The organism is Rhizobium sp. R635 (assembly GCF_002211285.1).
Lineage (GTDB): Bacteria > Pseudomonadota > Alphaproteobacteria > Rhizobiales > Rhizobiaceae > Rhizobium.
The window spans coordinates 264,672-283,966 of record NZ_LOKX01000033.1 but is presented as its reverse complement, the minus strand read 5'-3'; the positions used below and the strand labels follow the sequence as shown (position 1 = coordinate 283,966).

Below are 19,295 nucleotides of genomic sequence, written 5' to 3'. Positions count from 1 at the left end.
CCACATACCCCCTGCTCGATCGGCCAGGGAATGAGGGTTGCCACTGCCTGGAGAGCCCTGCCCTTGACTTCCCTAGGTCGATTGTCCTAGAAACTTCATTAGGGCAGTCGTCCTACGGCGCCGAGAAGCGCGTTGACGAAAATGAAGGAACCAACACTTGGGGGCAGCGACCACACGACTGCAAATTATCGAGGCTGCCGACCGGCTCTTTTATGAGAAAGGCTTCGAGGCTACGTCCTTCGCCGACATCGCGGCAGTCGTCGGCCTTTCGCGGGGCAACTTTTATTATCATTTCAGGACGAAGGACGAGATTCTCGGTGCCGTGATCGAACATCGCCTTTCAAAGACCAAGGAGATGCTCGACGCATGGGAGGCCGGGGCTGGAACCGCCGCCGAACGTATCCGTAGCTTCATCCATATCCTCATCGTGAACCAGGCGAAGATCATGGCGTATGGCTGCCCGGTCGGCACGCTTTGCAACGAACTCGCCAAGCTCGATCACATTGCCAAGAACGATGCGGCCAAGCTTTTCACTTTGTTTCGGGATTGGCTGTCGTGTCAGTTTGCGGCACTTGGCCGTGAAACCGACGCCGATGGGCTCGGCATGCACATCTTGATGCGGAGCCAGGGCGTCGCGGCGCTCGCGACCGCTTTCCGCGACGAGGCGTTCGTCCGCCGTGAGGTGGAAGACATGGACCAGTGGCTGGCAGCGCAGCAACCCGATCCAATCTCTCGTCCAAACACCGTTTCCGTCTAGAGTAATTCCAGCAAAAGTGTGCAGCGGTTTTGCGTCCGGAATTGCGTGAAAACAAATAGATAGAGCAATTCCGTGATTCGAAGAAAAGCGGAATTACTCTAGAATTCCTGAGGAGCACCATGTTCGTCGTCACACTCAAATTCTCTGCCAACAAAGCCAAAGCGCCTGCCTTGATGGAAGGACACAATAGCTGGATCAAGCAAGGCTTCGATGAGGGCATTTTCCTGCTGACAGGAAGCGTTCAGCCAAGCGCGGGCGGAGTGGTTCTCGCTCACAACACATCCCGCGCCGATCTTGAAACGCGTATTCAAGAAGACCCTTTCGTTGCAGAAGATGTCGTCACCGCTGACATTCTCGAGATTGCGCCCGGCCGCACGGATGACCGCCTGGCCTTTCTCAAGCCGTGAGAGCAGGTGACCGAGACGATCTCAGGTCCAGACGGGCAACCGTGTTTGCCGCTGGTGTGCCGCTACTCCAGAATTCATGCACCATCACGATAATGAGTGGGGATTTCCCGTCGATGATGACCGCCGCCAAGGCGTGGCTCGAATGTGGGAAGAGGAGTGATCACCGGAGATCGGTCAACAATGTTGCCCTAACGGCAAATTGCATGGCAATCGACACTGATAAAAGAGAATGGCGCACCCGAAGAGATTCGAACTCCTGACCCCCAGATTCGTAGTCTGGTGCTCTATCCAGCTGAGCTACGGGTGCGCTTGCAGAAGCGGCCGTGCCGCTTGCGTGGGCGGTTCTCTAAAGGGTCCTTTCGGACATTGCAAGAGCATTTCTGAAAAAATCGCGTGTTTGTCTGCCAGCGGCCGGCGGCTTGCGAATCCGTCTCACTTTTCCAGGTGGGCGCGGCTGCGGTAATCCTCCAGCGAAACCGGGCGATCGGGGATCTCGATGCGGAACTGCGTGCCGACCGTCGGTTTTTCCACAAGGGCGATCGTGCCGCCATGGGCGAGCACCAGTTCGCGGGCGATGGTGAGGCCGAGGCCGGTGCCGCCGGAGCGGGCGGAGCCGCGGAAGGCGGCAAAGAGGTTCTGGCGCGCCTTCAGCGGCATGCCGGGGCCGGTATCATCAACCGTGATGCTGACGACGCTGCCGACGCGCTGAGCGGCGACGGTGATGCGCCTGATGGAACCCGGGCCGCCCTCGCCCGGCGACGTCAGCGCCTGCAGCGCGTTGCGGCAGAGATTGTGAATGACGCGGAAAAGCTGCTCGCCGTCGGCATCGACCTCGAGGTCGACGCCGATCTGCTCCGTGAATTCGATGCCGCTCTGCGGATCGATCGCGAGCATGTCCTTGACGTCCTGGGTCAGCTCCAGAAGACGAACGTGGCGGCGGCGCGGCGCCGATTCGCTCGCCTTGCCGTAGGACAGCACCTCGGTCGTGTAACCGACGGCGCGGTCGATGGTGCGCAGCAGCTTCGGAGCGAAGCTCTTGACCATCGGATCGTCGACATCGACCAGCCGGTCCGACATCAGCTGCGCCGACGCCAGGATATTGCGCATGTCGTGATTGATCTTGGAAACAGCAAGCCCGAGAGCGGCGAGGTTCTTCTGCTGCTTCAGCGTCTTCTGCAGCTCCATCTGCATCGAGGTGAGGTTGCGGCCGGCGACCGCCAGCTCGTCGCGGCCGCCGTCGCCGATATAGATATGGGCCGGATTTTCCGGATCGGAGGAGAATTGCTGCATGCTGCCGGTCAGCCGGCGGATCGGGCCGATGAGGATGCGGTTGATCGCAAAGAAGATCAGCGTCGCCGTGAAGAGCGAGATCAGCACCGACAGCAGCAGCACGTTGCGCGAATAGTAGAACATCGCCCTGCGCAGCGGCTTTTCCTTCATCACCACCTCGACGCCGGTGCTGGTTTCGCCGACGGGGCCGTAGACGCGGATCAACCGGTTGCCGCCGAAGATCAGCGTATCGAGCGCATCGCCTATCGCCGTCAGCGGCGGCACGTCGGTCAGATCGTAGGCTTCGTCGACCGAGGTCGGCATATCCGTCGTCGCCAGCAGCCGCGAGGTGCCGTCCTTGCGCAGCACGATCGCCTTCGTGCCGGTTGCTTCCAGCGTCTCCTTCTGCAGGGCGCGCGGCAGCTCGATCGGCTGCAGCCCGTCGATGACGATGGCGGCTGCGGCGGCCGTGTTCAGCCTGTCCTGCAGCCAGCGCAGACGCATGCTGGCCACCGAGGGAAAGAAGATCAGGATTTCGGCGAGCATGATGAAGAAGACGGTGAGCCAGAGCAGCTTGCCGGACAATCCGCCGAACAGACCGGCGGAAGGGCAGCGCCCCTTGGCAGCCTCGCCGGCCGCCGGGATTTCCGCCGAAGGATTATCGCCCTGATCTTGAACCGGCATTTTCGTCTCGCCCGATCGGCGGCGCGGCCGCCCTTACCGTTGGAGCTCTATATTAGACCAAGATGCTCCGCTTTCAAATCTTTGCGAGCAGCGGCAAGTCGTCACAAAAAACGCCGCCCGGAGGCGGCGTTCAACGACACATATTCCGAAGAGATCAGAATTCTTCCCAGCTCTGTTCGGCCGCAGCGGCATTGCCGCCGAAGGCGCGGGCGACCTTGCCGATCGCCCGGCGGGCGGGCGAAGCGACGGGCTTGTGCGCCTCGGTGCGGGCAAGCGTAACGGGTGCGGCCGCATTCGACAGCTTGAAGCGCGCAATGAGGTGCACCAGCCCGTTGGCTTCGGCCGAAAGCCTATGGGTGGCGGCGGATGTTTCCTCCACCATCGCGGCGTTTTGCTGCGTGACCTGGTCCATCTGGTTGACGGCGGTGTTGACTTCCTTGAGGCCGGTCGACTGTTCGCGGGCGGCCGTCGCGATCGAATGGATATGATCGTTGATGGCGATGACGCGGGTACCGATCTCCGAAAGCGCCTCGCCGGTCGCCTGGACGAGCTTGACGCCGATCTGCACTTCGTCGCCCGACTTGGTGATCAGCGCCTTGATGTCCTTGGCGGCAGTCGCCGAACGCTGGGCAAGCTCGCGCACTTCCTGCGCCACGACCGCGAAGCCCTTGCCGGCCTCGCCGGCGCGCGCCGCCTCGACGCCGGCGTTGAGCGCCAGCAGGTTGGTCTGGAAGGCGATCTCGTCGATGACGTTGATGATCTGGCTGATTTCGCGCGAGGCCTGCTCGATGCGGCCCATGGCCTCGACGGCATTGCGCACGACGACGCCGGAGCGGCCGGCATTCTCCTTGGCTTCGGACACCATGATTGTCGCCTCATGCGCCCGCTCGGTGGAATTCTGGACGACGGCGGTGATCTCATCGAGGGCCGCCGAGGTCTCTTCGAGGGCGGCAGCCTGCTGCTCGGTACGCTTCGACAGGTCGTCGCTCGCATTGCGCAGCTCTGCCGTATTGCCGTTCATCGCTTCCGTCGTGTCGCGCACTTCACGCATCGTCGCCTGCAGCGTCACGAAGGTATTGTTGACGTTCTGCTGCAACTCGGCGAAGGCGCCCTGGAAGCTGCCGTTCATCGTCTGGGTGAGGTCGCCTTCGGCAAGGCTTGCGATGACACGGCGGGTCTCGCCGATGCCGGCATCGACGCTCGACAGCAGCGTGTTGATGTTGCCGGCGAACCGGTTGAGGTTCTCGTCCTCGTAATCCTTGCTGATGCGGTGGCCGAAATCGCCTGCGGCAGCGGCAGCGACGACGACGGACATGCTGGACTGCAGATCGTCGCTCTTGGCGCGCATCGCGGCTTCCTGAGCGTTCAAGCGCTTGACGGCAAGGCCATTCTGCTTGAAGACCGCAACCGCCGCGGCCATCTCGCCGATTTCGTCCTGGCGGCCGGCGAAAGGAACGTCAGCTTCGAAATTGCCGTCCGCAACCTCCTTGATCGCATGCGTGACGCGCTTGATCGGGCGGCTCAGATGGCTGGTGCCGATATAAAAGCCCATGCCGATGCCGACCGCGATGCCGATGCCGGTGATGCTGAGGACCAGCATCAGGATCCAAGACCGGAAGCTCTCGATCTCGGCGTTGACGGCTTCGAGCGCTGCCTTGTCGGTGGTAACGACCGCATCGATCTCGGCCTGAAATGCCTTGCGATTGGCGCGGTTGGCGTCGTTATTGCCCTGTTGGCTGGCTGCCTCGGGGCCGACCTCGGTGCCGAGGCGGGCCGTTTCGGTGCGGAAGGTGCGGAATTCGGCCGCACGGGCGACGAGCTTGGCGAAAGTCTCCTTCTCGCTGTCGGGAACGAGCGGCGTCCAGCCCGCGATGACCTTATCGATCTCGTCGAGGCCGGCCATCAGGCCCTTGGCGAAGTTCGGCGTATCCTTGATCGTCTTGGCCGCATAGATGCCGCGCGATTCCATGACCACGGCCGTGACGAAACGGTTGAGGCGCTCGCCGGCATAGGCCCGGGCGGCGGCCTCTTCGTAGGCCGTAAGATTGCGACTGTATTCGTGCATGGCGGACAATGCCGTTGCGCCGATCAGAAGCGCCACCGCGCCCATCACGGAAACCAGCAGATTGATTTTGGCGCGGATCTTCAATGCAATGCCCCCTAGCTCCGACACGGGCCCGGAAAGCAAATCTCCGGCCGACGCGCCCAACATCGGCTAAATTTATTAAAGTTGTCTTCAATGTTTACGATTGCGACGACGAAATTCCGTCCATCCAGACACCTGCCGACGCTCATTCACCCGGCAAAATGGCGCGGCGGCAGGAGGTAAACCTGGAAGAGCAACAAGGGCTGCAACCATCTCGGGCCGCCGCCATTTCTTAACACCGGCGTGCGAAAAATTGCGGCATGACCGGCGGCCCGCGGGAAATCGGCTGGTATAATTGACTTTCCCAGGCTTCATCCGTATAAGCCGCCGCACGTCCGGTCATTCAAGGTCTTTCATGACCTCGCCCGTTCGAAAAACAACGCTCCTTGCATATGCAAATTCAAGAAGGGCCGCACTCCGCGGTGTTTAAATAAATGAAGCGTACCTACCAACCATCCAAGCTTGTCCGCAAGCGTCGCCACGGCTTCCGTGCGCGCATGTCTACGAAGGGTGGCCGCAAGGTCATCGCTGCCCGCCGCGCGCAGGGCCGCAAGCGTCTCTCGGCCTAAGGCCGGGTTGCCCGAGAAGAGATGGCGGGCGAATTGACGACCAAAGAACAGAAAAACACTGTCGGGCGGCTGAAGAGCCGCCCGCAGTTTCTTGCCGTGCGCGAAGGCGAAAAACGCCGCGGCGGCCTCTTCCTCCTCGAAGTCCTCGACCGGAGGGAACCCGACAGCCAGGCGCGCGTCGGTTTTACAGTCACCAAAAAACACGGCAACGCGGTCGAACGGAACCGCATGCGGCGGCGCCTGAAAGAGGCGGTGCGGCTTCATGCAGGGTTTGCAATGCAGCCCGGACACGACTATGTGGTTGTCGCGCGCAGGGACGTGCTTGAGGCGTCCTTCAAAGAATTGGCCGCGGAACTGAAATCCCGCGTGGAAACCAGGCCGAAACACCGGCGCTCCGGAGACGGACGCCCCAGGAACGTATGATGGAAAACAACCGCAATTACTTCATTGCGATCGCTCTCTCGGTGCTGATCGTCCTCGGCTGGCAGTTTCTTTACATGAATCCGCGCATCGAGGCCCAGCGGAAGGCACAGGAAGCCCAGAAGGCGCAGCAGCAGACCGAGCAGGCTCAGCAGCCCGCCGCAGGCGGCCAGGCGCCGGCCCAGACGAGCGGTGCAGCACCTTCCGGCCAGGCACCTTCCGGCCAGGCGGTCGCGACGGCGACGCTCGAGCAGGCGCTCGCAAAAACGCCGCGCATTGCCATCGATACGCCCGCGCTTTCCGGCTCGATCAACCTTGCCGGCGCCCGCCTCGACGACCTGAAGCTCAAGGGCTATCACGAGACCGTCGACGACTCGAGCCCGATCATCACACTGTTCAGCCCGGCGGAAACCAAGGACGGCTATTTCACCGAACTCGGCTATATCGGCAGCGAGGCGACAGGCGCCGTTCCCGGCCCCACGACGCTCTGGACGGCGCCCGAGGGCGCCAAGCTCACCGAAAAGACGCCGGTGACGCTGTCCTACACCAACGACAAGGGCCTGACGTTTACCCGGACCATCTCCGTCGACGACCGCTACATGTTCAGCGTCGCCGACAAGATCGAGAACACCGGACAGGCCGCCGCCTCGCTCTCCTCCTACGGCCGCGTGACGCGCTACAACAAGCCGACGACGCCGTCGGTCTACGTTCTGCATGAAGGCTTCATCGGCGTCATCGGCGACGACGGCCTCATCGAAACCAAATACAGCGCCGTCGAAAAGGAAGCCGTGGCCCCTGCAAAGTCCACCGGCGGCTGGCTCGGCATCACCGACAAATACTGGGCCGCGACGATCGTTCCGCCGCAGAGTTCCGCTTATGAAGCGCACTTCTCGCATTTCGCCGACGGTCAGCCGCGCTATCAGGCCGACTACAAGGACGACGCCTTCACCGTTGCGCCCGGCCAATCGATCGAACTGAAGAACCTCGTCTTCGCCGGCGCCAAGGAAGTGCCCGTCATCGACGGCTACGAGGCTTCCTATTCGATCCCGAAGTTCGACCGGCTGATCGACTGGGGCTGGTTCTATTTCATCACCAAGCCGATGTTCAAGCTGATGGACTTCTTCTTCCGCTACTTCGGTAATTTCGGCGTGGCGATCCTGTGCACCACCATCGTCGTCAAGCTGTTGTTCTTCCCGCTCGCCAGCAAGCAGTATGCCTCTATGGCGAACATGAAGCGCATGCAGCCGAAGATGGAGGAGCTGAAGGCGAAATTCGGCGACGACCGCATGGGGCTGCAGCAGGCGATGATGCAGCTTTACAAGGAAGAGAAGATCAACCCGATCGCCGGCTGCTGGCCGGTGGCGCTGCAGATCCCGATCTTCTTCTCGCTCTACAAGGTGATCTACATCACCATCGAGATGCGGCATGCGCCGTTCTTCGGCTGGATCCAGGACCTTTCGGCGCCCGATCCGACGACGATCGTCAATCTGTTCGGCCTGCTGCCCTTCGAGGCGCCGACCATCCTGCATCTCGGTGTCTGGCCGCTGGTCATGGGCATTACCATGTTCGTGCAAATGCGCATGAACCCGACGCCGCCCGATCCGACGCAGGCGATGATCTTCAACTGGATGCCGCTGGTGTTCACCTTCATGCTGGCAAGCTTCCCGGCCGGCCTCGTCATCTACTGGGCCTGGAACAACACGCTCTCGGTGCTGCAGCAGTCGGTGATCATGAAGCGCCACGGCGTCAAGGTTGAACTCTTCGACAATCTGAAGGGCCTCTTCCGACGAAAGGCGGCGCCATCGAAATGACGCTCCTAAGCCCCGCTCCGGCGGGGCTTTTCGTTTTCAGCCAGTCCGCAAACGGCTCCCGAAGCTTGACATCTGCCTGCAAAACCACGAAGCCCGGTAGGAAATCGAACCCGAGGATTGCTGAGCCCCGCATGCCCGAAACCGAAAAGCCGCTCTTCGGCCACCCCTGGATCTTCATCCGCGGCGTACCGTCGCTCAACTTCCTCCCGCCGGAAGGGCCGTTGGAAGTGGCCTTTGCCGGGCGCTCGAATGTCGGCAAATCGTCGCTGATCAACGCACTGGTCGGGCAGAAGGGCCTTGCGCGCACCTCGAACACGCCGGGGCGCACGCAGGAACTCAATTATTTCGTTCCGGACGGCTATTCCGGCGAGGGCAGCGACCTGCCGCCGATGGCGATCGTCGACATGCCGGGCTATGGTTATGCGCAGGCGCCGAAGGAGCAGGTCGATAAGTGGACCAAGCTCGTCTTCGATTATCTGCGCGGCCGCGCGACGCTGAAGCGCGTCTATGTGCTGATCGACAGCCGCCACGGTATCAAGAAGAACGACGAGGACGTGCTGACCCTGCTCGACAAGGCCGCCGTCTCCTATCAGGTTGTGCTGACCAAGACGGACAAGATCAAGGCGCCGGCCGTGCCGAAGCTGCTTGCCGAAACGGCGGACAAGATCCGCAAGCGCCCCGCCGCCTATCCCGCGGTGCTGTCCACCTCGTCCGAAAAGGGCGACGGGTTGGATGATCTGCGCCAGGCGATCGCCGAAACCGTCGGTATCGCCCACTGGAAATAAAAGGGGCGCCCGAAGAGCGCCCCTGCACCTGCCGATACGCGAAGGTTTACATCTTCGGCAGCAGCACCTTGTCGACGACGTGGATGACGCCGTTCGACTGCTTGACGTCGGCGATCGTCACATGGGCAACATCGCCGTTTTCATCGGTCAGCGTGATCTTGCCCATGTTTTCCCTGGCTTTCAGCACGCAGCCCCCGACGGTCTTGATGTCGTGCTCGCCGCCGTCATCCTTGATCATCTTGGCCACGGTCTTGGCCATCGCATCGGCCGCAACGACATGGCAGGTCAGCACCTTGGTGAGCGTGGCCTTGTTTTCCGGTTTCAGCAGCGTGTCGACCGTGCCTTTCGGCAGGGCGGCGAAGGCTTCATTCGTCGGCGCAAACACGGTGAAGGGGCCTTTGCCCTCGAGCGTGCCGACCAGGCCGGCGGCCTTGACGGCTGCGACCAGCGTCGTGTGATCCTTGGAATTCATGGCGTTTTCGATGATGTTCTTGCTGTCGAACATCGCCGCGCCGCCGACCATCGGGTTTTTCGCGGCAGCAAAGGCAACAGCCGACAGAGCGGTGGCGAGCGCGAAGCCGCGCAATACGGACTTGATCATGATTTTCTCCCGTGCAGCGCCGCGCGTCTTTCAGACGCGCAAAGGACGCTGCAACACTTTGAGTTGCTGCATAATTTGTCCTTAAATCGATTTCCGATTTAAGGAATTATGCAGGCCGGGACCATCCGCCGGCTTCATGCCTCAGCGTCGTCCGGACATTACGAACTACGGAGGTCCGCGCAGAAGAGTTTCAGAGGGAGAAATGATTTATGGGCGGCGCACTTTACCGCTTGCGATGACAGGGCCGGTCGCCTGTCCCGTCGGAGAGCCGCCGAAGGGTTCGAGGCTGACGGCAAGAGTGGCGCCGTCGGCTATCCGACCGCGCAGTTCGGCCGGAATGACGAGCTCTCCACCTGCGCCCGGCTGGAAGATGCCGAGCGATTTCGGCATGCCGCTGCCCTGCAACAGCCAGAGCTCCAGCGATTTCTCCTCCGGCTTGCCGGCAGCGACCGGCACGATCTTCAGCCGGCCGCTCTGGGTTTCGTAGGCGGCGCGCAGATTGATCGCGTTGTTTTCGCCCGAAAGCTCCGCCACCAGAGGCGTCGGTCCCTCCGGCTGCGGCACAACGCCGGAGGCGAAGATGACGGCGCTGACAGCGACGACGATGCAGGCGAAGGCCAGCGAGCGCCAGAAGACGGCGGAATTCCAGAGCCCTTGCGAAAAGGAAGGGTTCTTTTCGCCCTCGCCGAAAAGGCGCGCCTCGATCTGCTTGAAGGTCTCGCGGCTCGGGGCGACGCCCTCATATTCGTCGTTGAAGGCGGAGAGGTTGGTTTCCCAGCGGCTGACGATCGCAGCGAAGGTCCGATCGTGACGCATCCGCTCTTCCACCACCCGGCGATCCGGGAGCGACAGGACGCCGAGCACATATTCGCCGGCGAGAACCTCGTCACGGGAGCGGTTTCCCTTGCTTTTGTCGGGCGATGTCATCGTTCCATGCACTCTCTCAGTTTCAAGAGGCTGCGCCTGAGCCAGGTCCGCATCGTGTTCAGCGGAACACCAAACTGATCGGCCAGTTCCTGATAGCTCAGCCCTTCGACATAAGCCCGTTTCACCGCGACCGCCCGATCAGCTTCCAACTCTTCCATGCAGGTGTCAATCCGCCTTCCTTCATCCTTTATGGCTGTCTGTCTTTCCGGGTCGGGTGCGGCATCGGCAAGATCGTAGGCGCTGTCCAGTTCGTCGGCGATCGGCTTGCGCGCCCGCAGCACGTCGATCGCGCGATTGCGTGCAATCGCCGCGAGCCAGACGGAGGGCGAACCCGAAGCCGCCGAGAAGCTCGCCGCCCGCTGCCAGATGCTGATATAGACTTCCTGCAGGGCTTCCTCGGCCTCCGGGCGATCATTCAAGATACGCAGGCAGATCGCGAAAAGTTTCGGTCCGGTCTGGTTATAGAGGGCAACGAAGGCCCTGCGGTCGCCGAGCGCGACGCGGCCGATCAGGTCTGCGATCTCATTGCCTTGCATGCCGTTCCTCATATCGTGCTCACAGCGAGCCGGAGAGCGAAGTGCTCCGGTTCAGCGCCACATACGAAAAACTATTGCGTGCTGGATTATTCCCTCTGTCAGAAACTTGGGATAAAAGGCCGCGATCAATTCTGCGGGGTCCCCATGAACGAGTCCGAAAGCGAAATCCAGGCACGTCTTCTCGCACAGGCGCTGCCCTTCATGCAGCGCTATGAAAACAAGACGATCGTCGTGAAATATGGCGGCCACGCCATGGGCAATCCCGAGCTCGGCAAGGCTTTTGCCAGCGACATCGCGCTGCTGAAGCAGTCGGGCGTCAACCCGATCGTCGTTCATGGCGGCGGGCCGCAGATCGGCGCCATGCTGAACAAGATGGGCATCGAATCGAAATTCGAGGGCGGGCTTCGCGTCACCGATCAGAAGACGGTCGAGATCGTCGAGATGGTGCTCGCGGGCTCGATCAACAAGGAGATCGTCGCGCTCATCAACCAGACCGGCGAATGGGCGATCGGCCTTTGCGGCAAGGACGGCAACATGGTCTTCGCCGAAAAGGCGCGCAAGACCGTGAAGGATCCGGATTCGAACATCGAGCGCGTGCTCGATCTCGGCTTCGTCGGCGAAGTGGTCGAAGTCGACCGCACGCTGCTCGACCTTCTCGCCCGATCGGAGATGATTCCGGTCATCGCGCCGGTGGCGCCGGGCCGCGACGGCGCGACCTACAATATCAACGCCGATACCTTTGCCGGCGCCATTGCCGGTGCGCTGAACGCCACGCGTCTGCTGTTCCTGACGGATGTGCCCGGCGTTCTCGATAAGAACGGCCAGCTCATCAAGGAACTCTCGGTCGCCGAAGCGCATGCGCTGATCGCCGACGGCACCATCTCGGGCGGCATGATTCCCAAGGTCGAAACCTGCATCGATGCGATCAGGGCCGGCGTCCAGGGCGTCGTCATCCTGAACGGCAAGACCGCCCATTCCGTCCTGCTCGAAATCTTCACCGAGCACGGCATCGGCACACTGATCGTTCCCTGATCAAAGGCTGCGCCCTTCACCGATAGGAAGGGCGCATCTACTTTGCGGGCGCGGCCTCAAAGCTGGCTATAGACCGCCGCAGCCTCCTGCTTCAGCTTTTCCATCATCGACCGGTACGGCCCCGGACCATAGCTGACGCGGCCGACGCCAAGCTTTTCCAGCGTTTTCACATCGGGGGCGCCCGACCTCATCATGATATTGACGGGCAGCGGCGATGCCGCGCAGATCTTTTCGATCAATGCGGGATCGATCAAGCCCGGAACGAAGAAGCCGCTGCCGCCGGCCTCCGCATAGGCCCGGCCCCGCTCGATCGCTTCGTCCACCAGGCCGGCATGTTTGGAGAGATCGCTCTCGGCAAGGAAGAGGTCGGTGCGGGCGTTGATGAAGAATGGAATGTCCTTTCCTTCCGCCATCTCGCGAATGGCGCGGATGCGGGCCGCCTGCCGTTCGACCGGATGGAGCCCGCTGCCGTCGACGACCCGATCCTCGAAATTGATGCCGATCGCGCCGACCTCCACCAGCTTGGCAACATTGGCCGCGGCACCTGCGGGCTCCGCCGAATAAGCCCCTTCGAAATCGACCGAAAGCGGGAGATCGATGACATTGGTGATGGATTTCACCGTCTCGACCAGCGCCGGCATCGGCAGCTTCTCGCCATCGGCATAACCCTGGGCTGCCGCAACCGACCAGCTCCCCGTCGCAAGCGCCTTGGCCCCGGCATCGGCAACGGCCTTCGCCGTGCCCGCATCCCAGATATTATAGAGGACGATCGGATCGCCCTTCCGGTGCAATGCGTGGAATGCCTTGGCTTTTTCATTCTGGTTCATGCACTCTCCTCCATCTTTGCCTGCGCGTTGATCTTCTCTTCATGCCGCAGCAGCCATTGCTTGCGCCAGAGCCCGCCGCCATAGCCGGTCAAAGAGCCATCGGCTCCAAGGATGCGATGGCAAGGCACGATGATGGCGAGCTGGTTTGCGCCGTTGGCGCGGCCGACGGCACGCACGACCTCCGGCCTCTCCATCTCCCTTGCCAGATCGCCATAGGCGCGCGTCTGACCGGCGGGAATATCCATGAGCTTTGCCCAGACATGCTTCTCGAAAGGCGTGCCGCCAAGCGCCAGCGGCGTTTTGAAGACGGTGAGCCGGCCTTCGAAATAATCCCGGATCTCCGTCTCGATCTGGTCGATGACAGGCGTGCGGCCGATCGCGACCGAGGAACGGACACGCTTCTGCAGCGCTTCGAGCTCGGTCGGCAGCGCCTTACGGTCATGAAATTCGAGAAGATGCAGATGTGCCCGGTCGGCGACCGCGACCATCGGGCCGAGCGGCGTGTCGAACCAGTCGGCAAAGAGCAGTTCGCGGTTCTGCGACAGCGCCGGCGCCTTGCCGACGAGCCGCTGAAAAGCAGCCCGAAAACCGCTCGGAGATTCGTAGCCGGCCTCGATCTGCGCATCGATGACGCGCGCGCCATCCGCCAGCTGCCGGGCAGCCTCACCGAGACGCCGGTAACGGACGATGTCATGGAAGGTCATGCCGAGTGCCCGCTTGAAGGCTCGCCGCACGGTCGAGGGATCATGACCTCTGCGGACGAGTTCCTCCTCGGTCCAGCGGATATCAGGCTCGCTGTCGAGCCGCGCCAGCAACTCGTCTACGACGGGTTCCCTGCCCGGCTGCTCAAGCGGCCTGCAGCGCCGGCACGGGCGAAAGCCGGAATGCATGCAGGCGGCGACCGTATCAAAAAAGATCGTGTTTTCCCGCTTCGGCTTGCGCGCCGGGCAGGTCAGACGGCAGAAGATGCCTGTCGTCTTCACGCAGACATAGGCCTGGCCCTCGTAATCGGCGCTGCGCGCGATCAGGGCATCATAGAGCGTATCATCATCGGGGCGTTCGAAAAGCATGCCGACTTTCTAGCACCGCGCGCCTGCCGCGTCCGCCGAAAATCGGGCGTCTATTTTTTCTTGTCGATTTCCCTACGGTCGTGCCTGTGCCATAAGGGCGCCATGACAAAGATCGACCGTACGCCTGAAAGAGCCGATTTCGAACACGTCACCGATTGGGTGTTCGACCTCGACAACACGCTCTATCCCCATCACGTCAATCTCTTCGCGCAGATCGACAAGAACATGACCGCCTATGTCGCGGCGCTCTTGCAGATGGAGCGGGAGGAAGCGCGCAAGCTGCAGAAGCAGTATTATCTCGACCACGGCACGACGCTGCAGGGCCTGATGATCCATCATGGCATCGATCCGAACGACTTCCTCGAAAAGGCGCATGCGATCGACTATTCGGCGCTGACGCCGCAGCCGGAACTCGGCGAGGCGATCAAGGCGCTGCCGGGGCGCAAGTTCATCTTTACCAACGGCAGCGTCAAGCATGCCGAGATGACGGCAGGCGCGCTCGGCATCCTCGAGCATTTCGACGACATCTTCGATATCGTCGCCGCCGACTACGTGCCGAAACCGGCGCAGGCGACCTATGACAAGTTTACGGCGCTGAAACGCGTCGAAACGAGCAAGGCGGCGATGTTCGAGGATCTGCCGCGCAATCTGACCGTGCCGAAAGCGCTCGGCATGCAGACCGTACTGCTCGTGCCGCGCAATCTGGAAGAAACGGTCGTCGAATGGTGGGAAAAAACCAGCGGTGAGGAAGATCACATCGACTTCGTCACAGACGATCTCGCCGCCTTCCTCGGCAAGGTTGGCCGCTGACGGCTCACCTTACGAAAGTTTCACCCAGCTTACAGATGTTTAACTGGGTCTTCCGGCACCGCTTTCATATCTTCTTTCGTGAGGGGACACCTTACGAAAGGGAAATACGATGTACCGCAATAAGCTGATACTGGCAGCACTTTCCTCCGCCCTCGTTTTCGGCGCTGCGGCCGGAGCAAGCTTCGCCGCCCCCGGAGACGGGCCGCGCCACCATGCCGGCAAGGGCGGTCCGGGCCGCGACGCCTTCCTCGACATCACCTATGTCCGCATGCTGAAGCAGTTCGACACGAACAAGGACGGCAAGGTTTCCAAGGACGAGGCGACGGAGGGAGTCGACAAGATCTTCGCCGCGATCGACACCAACAATGACGGGTCGCTCACGCCAGGCGAAATCCGTCAGTATCGGCAGGCTGAGATGAAGGCGATGCGCGACCAGCGCAAGCAGAATGCCGGCGAAAACAGCGATCTGAATGCAGCGCCCGAGACATCTGACAACAGCGATCAGGGGCGGTCGCCCCGCGATGATCATGATGGTCGCGGCGGGCATCACTGGATGCGCCATGGCGGCAACATCATGAATGCCTCGATCATGTTGCACCGGATCGACACCGATGAGAACGGCCAGATTTCCAAACAGGAAGCCGAAACCGCCATGGACAAGCTGTTTGCACGGATGGACCGCAACAAGGACGGCGTCATCTCGATCGACGACATGCCGGACCGGCCGTTCCTGTAAGGCCGGACGAACCATTGCCTCCGCTCTTCCCCGCTCCGGCGGGGAACGAGATCCTCAAGCCTCACACGCCGAAATGCTGCACCCAGGCCTTACTCGCGGCGTTCGTAGAAATCCTGCACGATCTTCCACGCCGCTTCGGCCGTCTCCACGAAACTGATCAGCTTGACGTCGTCGGGCGCGATCGTGCCGAATTCGGCCAATGCATCGAAATTGATGATGCTCTTCCAGAACGCTTCGCCGAAGAGGATCAGCGGCAAGCGCTCCATACGCCCGGTCTGGATCAGCGTCAGGCATTCGAAGAATTCGTCGAGCGTTCCGAAGCCGCCGGGAAAGACCGCGATCGCCTTGGCGCGCACCATGAAATGCATCTTGCGGATGGCGAAATAGTGAAAGTTGAAGCTGAGTTCCGGCGTCACGTAGGCGTTCGGCGCCTGCTCGTGCGGCAGCACGATGTTGAGGCCGATGGACGGAGCCCCCTCGTCGGTCGCACCGCGATTGCCGGCCTCCATCACGCCGGGGCCGCCGCCGGTGACGATGACATATTCCTGGAAACCGAAAGTCGCCGCATATTTCGAGCAGAGCCGGGCGAATTTGCGCGCCTCGTCATAATAGACGGACGCAGCCTCCAGATTGGCGCGCTGGATATCGTTGCGCGCCGCCCAGGCGCTCTGGCCAGGGGCGGGAATGCGGGCGCCGCCGAACATGACGACGGTCGACCTGATGCCGCGTTCGGTCAGCATCATCTCCGTCTTCAGCAGTTCCAGCTGCAGGCGGATCGGCCGCAGCTCCTCGCGGCAGAGGAAATCCTCGTCGACATAGGCAAGGCGATAAGCCGGAGACATCGTCTGCGGCGTCTTCGGCACGGCTTCGGCGCGCTGTCTGTCGGTCGAGCTGCTCTTCAGCGGATCCCATACGCCATCCTTGCGCCTAGAACCGCCGTTTCGTCCCTTCGCCATATCGAAATGCCTTTCAGTATTGCCGGCCGTGAGACCGGATATGTCGCTATAACGCCTTGAATCCAGGTGAACTTGCCCGAAAAATCATTCCATTCTACGGACGCATGCTGTAGAGCAGGACCCAATCCCGCCAATCGCAATTCCGGAGACCTTGCCGTCTCCACGATAAAGATCGAAGTTTAAGGAATTCTCATGAGCGCCACCGACCTCGCATCCCTCGAAAAGACCATCGAAGCCGCCTTCGACAATCGCGACAATGTGAACACGTCGACGAAGGGCGAGGTCCGCGATGCGGTCGAGGCGGCGCTCGACCTGCTCGACGCCGGCAAGGTCCGTGTGGCGACGCGCGGCGCCGATGGCGCCTGGACGGTCAACCAGTGGCTGAAGAAGGCCGTGCTGCTGTCCTTCCGCCTCAACGACATGGAGGTGGTCAAGGGCGGCTCGGGCAATTCAACCTGGTGGGACAAGGTGCCTTCGAAATTCGAGAATTGGGGCGAGAACCAGTTCCGCGCCGCGGGCTTCCGCGCCGTGCCGAACTGCGTCGTGCGCCGCTCGGCCTATATCGCGCCGAATGCGATCCTTATGCCGTCCTTCGTCAACCTCGGCGCCTATGTCGGCGAGGGCACGATGGTCGACACCTGGGCAACGGTCGGCTCCTGCGCGCAGATCGGCAAGCATGTGCATCTGTCCGGCGGCGTCGGCATCGGCGGCGTGCTGGAACCGATGCAGGCCGGCCCGACGATCATCGAGGACAATTGCTTCATCGGCGCCCGCTCCGAAGTGGTCGAGGGCTGCATCATCCGTGAGGGCTCCGTGCTCGGCATGGGCGTCTATATCGGCAAGTCGACCAAGATCGTCGACCGCGCCACGGGCGAAGTGACCTATGGCGAAGTGCCGCCCTACTCCGTCGTCGTCGCGGGCTCGATCCCGTCGGGCAATGCGACCATGGGCAACGGCAAGCCGGCCCCGCATCTCTATTGCGCCGTCATCGTCAAGCGCGTCGATGAGCAGACCCGTTCCAAGACCGGTATCAACGAGCTGCTCCGGGATTGATGACAGCTGGACATTGATCCGGTAAACAGGCGGCGTCTTTTTACGTGAGGCGGCCCCGCCTTGCCATGTCTTTGCCATTCCCGCCGGATAGTTCGACCGCCATGACCGCTACCGATCCCGTCGCCAATCTCCAGACACTGATTCGCTGCCCCTCCGTGACGCCCGCCGAAGGCGGCGCGCTGACGGCGCTGGAGGCGATGCTTGCGCCGCTCGGCTTCAAAACCGACAAAGTGAAAGCGAGCGAAGCGGGAACGCCCGATATCGAGAACCTCTATGCCCGCCTCGGCGGCGACGGCCCCCACCTGATGTTTGCCGGCCATACCGATGTCGTGCCCGTCGGCGACGAGGCCGCCTGGACGCATCCGCCTTTCGCCGCCGAGATTGCAAAGGGCGAGCTCTTCGGCCGCGGCGCCGTCGACATGAAGGGCGGCATCGCCTGTTTCGTCGCCGCCGTCGCCCGCCATATCGAAAAGAACGGGCCGCCCGCAGGCTCGGTTTCCTTCCTCATCACCGGCGACGAGGAAGGCCCGGCGATCAACGGCACGATCAAGCTCCTGCAATGGGCGGCCGAGCGCGGTGAGCGCTGGGATGCCTGCCTCGTCGGCGAGCCGACCAATCCGGACAGTCTCGGCGACATGATCAAGATCGGCCGGCGCGGCTCGCTGTCGGGCAAGATTACCGTGCATGGCGTGCAGGGCCACGCGGCCTATCCGCATCTCGCCGACAATCCGGTGCGCGGCATCCTGCAGCTGACGCAAGCGCTGATGGACCCGCCCTTTGACGGCGGCACCGACGATTTCCAGCCGTCGAACCTCGAGGTGACCACCATCGATGTCGGCAATCCCGCGACCAACGTCATTCCGGCGAAGGCATCGGCAAGCTTCAACATCCGCTTCAACGACAGCTGGACCGTTGAAACGCTGCGCGCCGAGATCCTGCGCCGCCTCGACGCCGCCGCGCGCGACGGCGCATTGCGGGCGGGCCGGGAGCCCGTGAAGTACGACATCGCCTGGGCCGACCGGCCGAGCCATGTCTTCCTCACGCGCAACAATGCGCTGATTGCCTCGCTGTCTTCTGCCGTCGAGAACGTGACCGGCCGGTCGCCCAAGCTTTCGACCACCGGCGGCACGTCGGATGCGCGCTTCATCAAGGATTACTGCCCGGTCGTCGAATTCGGCCTCGTCGGCCAGACGATGCACATGGTCGACGAGCGTGTCGCCGTCGCGGATCTGGAAACGCTGACGGCGATCTACGAGACCTTCATCGCACGCTGGTTCGCCAATGCCGGGTCTTAGGGAAGTCCAATATTATCTGGCGGGCCTCTGGCTGCTGATCCGGCTGGATCCGCGCGGCTTCCGCTTCCTCGACCTGTCGGATCGCGGCGTCAACCGCTCGTTCTGGGCAATGGCCTGGTGCCTGCCGCCGATGGGCATTTCCTGGCTCTGGTGGCGGCAGGTCTTCCTGCGGACGATGCCGCCGGAAACCGATGTCGACTTCGCCTTCTATATCAGGCTCAGCCTCGTCGAAATCGCCAACTGGTTCGTGCCGCTGGTCTTTGCCGGGCTGCTTCTGCTTGCCTTCCGCATGGGCGAGCGCTTCGCGCCCCTCGTCGTCAGCGTCAACTGGCTCGGCGTGCCGCTTTCCTATATCAACGGGCTGCTGCTGGCGCTGGTCTTCTTCCTGCCTGGAACCGTCGGCCTGGTGTCGCTGCTGCTGCTCGCCTGCATGCTGGCGCAGGTCTTCGTGCTGGCGCGCATTCTGCGGATGATCTGTTACGGCCACGCGCTGATGGTCGGCGCACTGACACTGGTGCTGCTCGTGCCACCGATGATCCTCTCGGAATATCTCCAGCACTTCCTCGGCATCTATCCCGCCTGATCCGCCTCCGCGGCGGAGGCA

Annotated in this window: 20 protein-coding genes, 1 tRNA gene and 1 pseudogene; 13 read left to right on the top strand and 9 right to left on the bottom strand. The window is 62.1% G+C overall.

The window, feature by feature from the left end:
* Positions 1-157: 157 nt before the first annotated feature.
* From ATY78_RS22765 to ATY78_RS28925, 3 genes and pseudogenes are all read left to right on the top strand, one after another.
* Entirely contained in the window at positions 158-757 is a 600-nt protein-coding gene (locus tag ATY78_RS22765) for a TetR/AcrR family transcriptional regulator (protein WP_088684553.1), read from the top strand.
* 119 nt (positions 758-876) lie between these two features.
* Complete coding sequence (locus ATY78_RS22760) at positions 877-1,164, top strand: hypothetical protein (RefSeq protein WP_088684552.1); 288 nt, start codon at positions 877-879, stop codon at positions 1,162-1,164.
* Between the two features lie 6 nt (positions 1,165-1,170).
* Positions 1,171-1,291 (top strand): annotated as a pseudogene (locus ATY78_RS28925) (DNA-3-methyladenine glycosylase I); the annotation flags it as partial.
* A gap of 103 nt (positions 1,292-1,394) precedes the next feature.
* Here ATY78_RS28925 and ATY78_RS22750 read toward each other — a convergent pair.
* From ATY78_RS22750 to ATY78_RS22740, 3 genes are all read right to left on the bottom strand, one after another.
* A tRNA-Arg gene (locus ATY78_RS22750) sits at positions 1,395-1,471 on the bottom strand.
* A gap of 125 nt (positions 1,472-1,596) precedes the next feature.
* Positions 1,597-3,117, bottom strand: coding sequence for a HAMP domain-containing sensor histidine kinase (locus ATY78_RS22745; protein ID WP_088684551.1), 1,521 nt, complete (start codon positions 3,115-3,117; stop codon positions 1,597-1,599).
* Positions 3,118-3,271: 154 nt separating this feature from the next.
* Entirely contained in the window at positions 3,272-5,266 is a 1,995-nt protein-coding gene (locus tag ATY78_RS22740; RefSeq protein ID WP_088684550.1) for a methyl-accepting chemotaxis protein, read from the bottom strand.
* Positions 5,267-5,697: 431 nt separating this feature from the next.
* Here ATY78_RS22740 and rpmH point away from each other — a divergent pair, with 431 nt between their 5' ends.
* The 4 genes from rpmH to yihA all read left to right on the top strand — a co-directional run bounded on the left by rpmH (position 5,698) and on the right by yihA (position 8,848).
* The gene (gene rpmH, locus ATY78_RS22735) at positions 5,698-5,832 is read left to right on the top strand and encodes a 50S ribosomal protein L34 (protein ID WP_008524438.1); all 135 of its coding nucleotides are present in this window, start codon (positions 5,698-5,700) and stop codon (positions 5,830-5,832) included.
* 21 nt (positions 5,833-5,853) lie between these two features.
* The gene (rnpA, locus tag ATY78_RS22730; RefSeq protein WP_088684549.1) at positions 5,854-6,255 is read left to right on the top strand and encodes a ribonuclease P protein component; all 402 of its coding nucleotides are present in this window, start codon (positions 5,854-5,856) and stop codon (positions 6,253-6,255) included.
* On the top strand, positions 6,255-8,063 hold the full coding sequence (gene yidC / locus ATY78_RS22725; RefSeq protein ID WP_088684548.1) for a membrane protein insertase YidC: 1,809 nt from the start codon (positions 6,255-6,257) through the stop codon (positions 8,061-8,063). Before rnpA ends, yidC begins: the two co-directional genes overlap by 1 nt.
* Before the next feature lie 131 nt (positions 8,064-8,194).
* On the top strand, positions 8,195-8,848 hold the full coding sequence (yihA, locus tag ATY78_RS22720) for a ribosome biogenesis GTP-binding protein YihA/YsxC (RefSeq protein WP_088684547.1): 654 nt from the start codon (positions 8,195-8,197) through the stop codon (positions 8,846-8,848).
* Between the two features lie 46 nt (positions 8,849-8,894).
* On the opposite strand, the gene ATY78_RS22715 is transcribed toward yihA, so the two are convergent.
* The 3 genes from ATY78_RS22715 to ATY78_RS22705 all read right to left on the bottom strand — a co-directional run bounded on the left by ATY78_RS22715 (position 8,895) and on the right by ATY78_RS22705 (position 10,912).
* A complete protein-coding gene (locus tag ATY78_RS22715; protein ID WP_088684546.1) occupies positions 8,895-9,449 on the bottom strand; it encodes a fasciclin domain-containing protein in 555 nt (184 codons plus the stop codon).
* A 207-nt stretch (positions 9,450-9,656) separates the two neighbouring features.
* Positions 9,657-10,376: an anti-sigma factor gene (locus ATY78_RS22710; RefSeq protein ID WP_088684545.1), complete on the bottom strand. Its 720-nt coding sequence runs from the start codon at positions 10,374-10,376 to the stop codon at positions 9,657-9,659.
* Complete coding sequence (locus ATY78_RS22705) at positions 10,373-10,912, bottom strand: sigma-70 family RNA polymerase sigma factor (protein WP_088684544.1); 540 nt, start codon at positions 10,910-10,912, stop codon at positions 10,373-10,375. The genes ATY78_RS22710 and ATY78_RS22705 overlap by 4 nt, the downstream gene beginning before the upstream one ends.
* Before the next feature lie 144 nt (positions 10,913-11,056).
* Here ATY78_RS22705 and argB point away from each other — a divergent pair, with 144 nt between their 5' ends.
* Positions 11,057-11,944: an acetylglutamate kinase gene (gene argB / locus ATY78_RS22700; protein WP_088684543.1), complete on the top strand. Its 888-nt coding sequence runs from the start codon at positions 11,057-11,059 to the stop codon at positions 11,942-11,944.
* 56 nt (positions 11,945-12,000) lie between these two features.
* Here argB and ATY78_RS22695 read toward each other — a convergent pair whose 3' ends face one another.
* The gene (locus ATY78_RS22695; RefSeq protein ID WP_088684542.1) at positions 12,001-12,771 is read right to left on the bottom strand and encodes an isocitrate lyase/phosphoenolpyruvate mutase family protein; all 771 of its coding nucleotides are present in this window, start codon (positions 12,769-12,771) and stop codon (positions 12,001-12,003) included.
* Positions 12,768-13,841, bottom strand: a complete 1,074-nt coding sequence (locus tag ATY78_RS22690; RefSeq protein ID WP_088684541.1) for a trifunctional transcriptional activator/DNA repair protein Ada/methylated-DNA--[protein]-cysteine S-methyltransferase — start codon at positions 13,839-13,841, stop codon at positions 12,768-12,770. The genes ATY78_RS22695 and ATY78_RS22690 overlap by 4 nt, the downstream gene beginning before the upstream one ends.
* Positions 13,842-13,943: 102 nt before the next feature.
* Here ATY78_RS22690 and ATY78_RS22685 point away from each other — a divergent pair, with 102 nt between their 5' ends.
* Both ATY78_RS22685 and ATY78_RS22680 read left to right on the top strand, forming a co-directional pair.
* Entirely contained in the window at positions 13,944-14,651 is a 708-nt protein-coding gene (locus ATY78_RS22685) for a pyrimidine 5'-nucleotidase (RefSeq protein ID WP_088684540.1), read from the top strand.
* A gap of 109 nt (positions 14,652-14,760) precedes the next feature.
* Entirely contained in the window at positions 14,761-15,387 is a 627-nt protein-coding gene (locus tag ATY78_RS22680) for an EF-hand domain-containing protein (RefSeq protein ID WP_088684539.1), read from the top strand.
* An 89-nt stretch (positions 15,388-15,476) separates the two neighbouring features.
* Here ATY78_RS22680 and ATY78_RS22675 read toward each other — a convergent pair whose 3' ends face one another.
* Entirely contained in the window at positions 15,477-16,343 is an 867-nt protein-coding gene (locus tag ATY78_RS22675; protein ID WP_088684538.1) for an LOG family protein, read from the bottom strand.
* A 192-nt stretch (positions 16,344-16,535) separates the two neighbouring features.
* Between ATY78_RS22675 and dapD the strand changes: the two genes are divergently transcribed.
* From dapD to ATY78_RS22660, 3 genes are all read left to right on the top strand, one after another.
* Complete coding sequence (dapD, locus tag ATY78_RS22670) at positions 16,536-17,396, top strand: 2,3,4,5-tetrahydropyridine-2,6-dicarboxylate N-succinyltransferase (protein ID WP_088684537.1); 861 nt, start codon at positions 16,536-16,538, stop codon at positions 17,394-17,396.
* 101 nt (positions 17,397-17,497) lie between these two features.
* Positions 17,498-18,691 carry a succinyl-diaminopimelate desuccinylase gene (gene dapE, locus ATY78_RS22665; RefSeq protein ID WP_088684536.1) on the top strand — a complete coding sequence of 398 codons (1,194 nt, stop codon included), beginning with the start codon at positions 17,498-17,500 and terminating at the stop codon, positions 18,689-18,691.
* Positions 18,678-19,274, top strand: a complete 597-nt coding sequence (locus ATY78_RS22660) for a hypothetical protein (RefSeq protein ID WP_088684535.1) — start codon at positions 18,678-18,680, stop codon at positions 19,272-19,274. Before dapE ends, ATY78_RS22660 begins: the two co-directional genes overlap by 14 nt.
* Positions 19,275-19,295 lie beyond the last annotated feature (21 nt).

Excerpts from the sequence above, each read along its gene's own strand:
- ATY78_RS22705 (WP_088684544.1), bottom strand. The coding sequence starts at position 10,912 with ATGCAAGGCAATGAGATCGCAGACCTGATCGGCCGCGTCGCGCTCGGC.
- ATY78_RS22710 (WP_088684545.1), bottom strand. The coding sequence starts at position 10,376 with ATGACATCGCCCGACAAAAGCAAGGGAAACCGCTCCCGTGACGAGGTT.
- ATY78_RS22680 (WP_088684539.1), top strand. The coding sequence starts at position 14,761 with ATGTACCGCAATAAGCTGATACTGGCAGCACTTTCCTCCGCCCTCGTT.
- rpmH (WP_008524438.1), top strand. The coding sequence starts at position 5,698 with ATGAAGCGTACCTACCAACCATCCAAGCTTGTCCGCAAGCGTCGCCAC.
- ATY78_RS22760 (WP_088684552.1), top strand. The coding sequence starts at position 877 with ATGTTCGTCGTCACACTCAAATTCTCTGCCAACAAAGCCAAAGCGCCT.
- dapE (WP_088684536.1), top strand. The coding sequence starts at position 17,498 with ATGACCGCTACCGATCCCGTCGCCAATCTCCAGACACTGATTCGCTGC.
- ATY78_RS22715 (WP_088684546.1), bottom strand. The coding sequence starts at position 9,449 with ATGATCAAGTCCGTATTGCGCGGCTTCGCGCTCGCCACCGCTCTGTCG.
- yihA (WP_088684547.1), top strand. The coding sequence starts at position 8,195 with ATGCCCGAAACCGAAAAGCCGCTCTTCGGCCACCCCTGGATCTTCATC.
- argB (WP_088684543.1), top strand. The coding sequence starts at position 11,057 with ATGAACGAGTCCGAAAGCGAAATCCAGGCACGTCTTCTCGCACAGGCG.
- dapD (WP_088684537.1), top strand. The coding sequence starts at position 16,536 with ATGAGCGCCACCGACCTCGCATCCCTCGAAAAGACCATCGAAGCCGCC.
- ATY78_RS22745 (WP_088684551.1), bottom strand. The coding sequence starts at position 3,117 with ATGCCGGTTCAAGATCAGGGCGATAATCCTTCGGCGGAAATCCCGGCG.
- rnpA (WP_088684549.1), top strand. The coding sequence starts at position 5,854 with ATGGCGGGCGAATTGACGACCAAAGAACAGAAAAACACTGTCGGGCGG.
- ATY78_RS22675 (WP_088684538.1), bottom strand. The coding sequence starts at position 16,343 with ATGGCGAAGGGACGAAACGGCGGTTCTAGGCGCAAGGATGGCGTATGG.
- yidC (WP_088684548.1), top strand. The coding sequence starts at position 6,255 with ATGGAAAACAACCGCAATTACTTCATTGCGATCGCTCTCTCGGTGCTG.
- ATY78_RS22685 (WP_088684540.1), top strand. The coding sequence starts at position 13,944 with ATGACAAAGATCGACCGTACGCCTGAAAGAGCCGATTTCGAACACGTC.
- ATY78_RS22695 (WP_088684542.1), bottom strand. The coding sequence starts at position 12,771 with ATGAACCAGAATGAAAAAGCCAAGGCATTCCACGCATTGCACCGGAAG.
- ATY78_RS22690 (WP_088684541.1), bottom strand. The coding sequence starts at position 13,841 with ATGCTTTTCGAACGCCCCGATGATGATACGCTCTATGATGCCCTGATC.
- ATY78_RS22660 (WP_088684535.1), top strand. The coding sequence starts at position 18,678 with ATGCCGGGTCTTAGGGAAGTCCAATATTATCTGGCGGGCCTCTGGCTG.